At 59.5% G+C, this 1,417-nt stretch carries 4 protein-coding genes; all 4 read right to left on the minus strand.

All coding sequences use genetic code 11. The annotated features are described in order from the left end of the window. On the minus strand, positions 1–329 hold a 329-nt coding region (locus B879_RS23735), incomplete at its 3' end, for a VIT1/CCC1 transporter family protein (RefSeq protein WP_202949671.1). Beyond that, positions 301–660, minus strand: a complete 360-nt coding sequence (locus B879_RS23740; RefSeq protein WP_009187187.1) for a VIT1/CCC1 transporter family protein — start codon at positions 658–660, stop codon at positions 301–303. The genes B879_RS23740 and B879_RS23735, both read right to left, overlap by 29 nt. Positions 661–775: 115 nt before the next feature. Next, positions 776–1,078 carry a hypothetical protein gene (locus tag B879_RS23745; RefSeq protein ID WP_007273068.1) on the minus strand — a complete coding sequence of 101 codons (303 nt, stop codon included), beginning with the start codon at positions 1,076–1,078 and terminating at the stop codon, positions 776–778. Between the two features lie 45 nt (positions 1,079–1,123). Then, positions 1,124–1,417 (minus strand): transcriptional regulator (locus tag B879_RS23750; RefSeq protein WP_040401516.1); only part of this gene is annotated, 294 nt, incomplete at its 5' end.

The following is a 1,417-nucleotide window of genomic DNA, read 5'->3' on the forward strand; positions in this document are numbered from 1 at the left end:
AAGAGCAGCTGGCGGCCCGCGCTCGCGAAGGGGTTGCGGTCAGTGAACTTTGCGGCAGCGAAGCCCGCAGCGAGAAGACCCACTCCGCCGAAGAGGAGCCCCCACCCGAGGGTTCCGAAGCCGATCAGGAACGGAAGGACCGGGATAATCGCACCCACGCTAAAGGAGACAAGAGATGCGATTGCCGCCACCCTCGGCGATTGCTTTTCGTCGGGGCTCAAGCCAAGTTCGTGCGCGAGGTGCACTCTGAGCGCCTGTTCGGTGTTCGCGTGCACCTGTGAAGCGGCATCGCGAGCTGTACTAGGGTGCATGCCGAGCGACTCGAACATGATCGAGAGTTCGGGCCTCCTCGCCTTCTGGATTGCGAGTGAGGGCGTCGCGCTCGGTGTCGATCTCAACTTGAAGCTGCTCGTTCTGCGTCCGCACGGAGGTGTATTCGCCAAGCGCCATTGAGATCGCGCCAGAGATGAGGCCCGAGATACCGGTGATCGCGATAATGCCAGGGGAAGCGCCTGCTGCGGCAATACCTGAAATGAGGCCGGTGTTTGAGACGAGGCCGTCCATCGCACCGAACACCGAAGCGCGAAGCCACCCAGACCCGGCGGAGGACGAGTGAGTGTGGTCGTACTCGTGTGGGTTTGCGATGTTGATTTCCTTCACGTGAGGCAACGTTAGCAATCATTCTCGATGCGTGAGAACCCGTTTTTGAAGGTGGTCGGGCCGCGCAAATCGACTGCGTCACGACGAAGATTTCCTCCGTGAATGGCCCAGTTTGTTACTCCGGGCGGGGGCTGCTGAGCTGAACGAGCACGTTGAGGTGCTGTTGGGCGATGACACGAACTCCCACAAGCAGAAGCGCAGAGAACAGGCACAATAGGCCGATCAAGATCAAAAACGTTCCGAGCATGGCTTGAAAGGGGGCTCCGGAGAAGAAATCACGGCTTGAGGTGCCCATGAAGATCATCCAGCCGAGAATCAAGAGGATCGGCGTGAGCGTAAAGAAGATTGCGGCGATACCGGGCAGGCCGATCCTCGGAGAAACTGAGCCGGATGCGTTCTGTGGTTGTGAATCGGTCATGGTTGAAGCTTATTCGGGAGGCCTGATGAGTGCCATGCCGTCTGGCTACGACTCCTTAGCTACAGTGCTGTCAGACGAGACGCTGAAATTGCTCCCCGCGAGCAAGGCTTCTAGTGCGGCCCGATGTTTTTCGTACGCGGTGCGACCTTGCTTGGTGATTCGAAATGTGGTCGTGCCGCCTCGCCCGCGGCCCGCCTTGGCGACCGTGATGTAGCTGGCCTCAGTCAGAGCAGTGGCCTGCTTGGAGAGGTCGGAATCGCTGACCCCCAATGCATCGCGCACAAACCCGAAATCTGCGTCTTGAGCGTGGGCAAGCAGTGCCATAAGCGCGAGCCGTTT

Source organism: Cecembia lonarensis LW9 (assembly GCF_000298295.1).
Lineage (GTDB): Bacteria > Bacteroidota > Bacteroidia > Cytophagales > Cyclobacteriaceae > Cecembia > Cecembia lonarensis.

What these genes read in the sequence shown, in the direction of transcription:
- B879_RS23745 (WP_007273068.1), bottom strand. Translation starts at nt 1,078, where the DNA reads ATGACCGATTCACAACCACAGAACGCATCCGGCTCAGTTTCTCCGAGG.